We start from the raw sequence: 1209 nt of genomic DNA, 5'->3' as shown, positions 1-1209 counted from the left end.
GCGGCGGCGCACGTACCGGCGATGGCCGGCGAGGCGGACTCCGTGTGGCGCTCGTGGCGGCGGCCGTCGTCGTAACCGCGGTGGCCGCCGCACTCGTGTGGCTCGTCGCGGCCGGGCCGATGTCGTCCTCGGATCGCGCGGAGCGCGCGGTCGAGCAGACTCTCCGCGACATGACCGCCTCGGACTCGTTCGCCGAGTTCAACAGCCATCTCTGCGCCGAGAACCGGGTGCCGCAGGACCTGGTCGACAACATCACCGCCTCCGGCGAGCAGACCGGCACCGACCTCGACGCGATGCTGCGCGAGTCCATCGCGGGTTCGTTCCCGCAGGATCTCGAGGTCACCGGGGTCGAGATCGAGGGCGATGTCGCCACCGCCACCGTGGAGTCGGAATCCGACGAGTCCGCGCCGGAGCAGGTACGGATGCTCAATGAGGACGGCGCCTGGAAGGTGTGCGAGCCCGGCGTGGGAATGGGTGCGGTGCCTCAGGGCGATCAGCCCGGCTGAGTTCCCGCCGGCTGATCGCCCTGAGTCTGATCGCCCTGAGACACGAGGGCACGCCACGCGCCGCACACACGAGCCGTGCAGGAGTCAGGCGGGGTGGGTGCGGTGGGCGCCTGGTGGGTTGGTGAGGTGGCCGTCGTCGGTGATGAGGCGCTCGAGGTGTTGGCGCCATCGGTGGTCGAGGATCCGGTCGCGCGCTTGGGCCAGTGGGCCGTGTGGGGTGGTGCGGTGTTCGTGTCCGGTTTCGGTGATGATGGTCAGTTCACCGAGTGGGCCGGGCCGGTAGGCGCAGTGGCCGAAGGTCTTCTCGCGGTGGTGCTTGCGGCACAGGCAGATCAGGTTCCACTCGGCGGTGGGTCCGCCCAGTTCCGGGCGCAGGTGGTCGAAGGCGATGACGTGATCGATCTCGCAGTCGTGGGCGTCAACCGTGCAGCCGGGGTGGCGGCAGGTGCCGTCGCGCAGCCGGATCCGTTCGGCCAGCGCCGGGGTGATGAAGTACTTGAGCACCGCATCCGGTGTGTCCTGAACGCCCGGTTGCGGGTCGATCAAGTCGAACCGCACCTTGGCGTCGCCGCCGGAGAGCAGTTCCTCGCACAGCCAGTCGAAGCTGGCGTAGGCGCCGTTGACGAACTGCACCCGGTTGGGCAGGCCCTGGGCGATGCTGTCGATGACCGAGATCCGGACCGGCTTGTCGGTGCCCCACGAC

The 1209-nt window shown here is 69.6% G+C and carries 2 protein-coding genes; one reads left to right on the top strand and one right to left on the bottom strand.

What is annotated here, in order from left to right; all coding sequences use genetic code 11:
- Nucleotides 1-506, top strand: a 506-nt coding sequence (locus G6028_RS04715; RefSeq protein ID WP_194306827.1) for an Rv0361 family membrane protein, incomplete at its 5' end; no start/stop codon positions are given.
- A gap of 84 nt (nt 507-590) precedes the next feature.
- Here the strand turns inward: G6028_RS04715 and G6028_RS04710 are convergent.
- On the bottom strand, nt 591-1209 hold a 619-nt coding region (locus tag G6028_RS04710; RefSeq protein ID WP_182658199.1), incomplete at its 5' end, for an HNH endonuclease signature motif containing protein.

This window comes from Dietzia cercidiphylli, assembly GCF_014145145.1.
Classification (GTDB): domain Bacteria; phylum Actinomycetota; class Actinomycetes; order Mycobacteriales; family Mycobacteriaceae; genus Dietzia; species Dietzia natronolimnaea.
The sequence above is the reverse complement of the archived record's forward strand: the minus strand, read 5'-3'. Positions and strand labels throughout refer to the sequence as shown.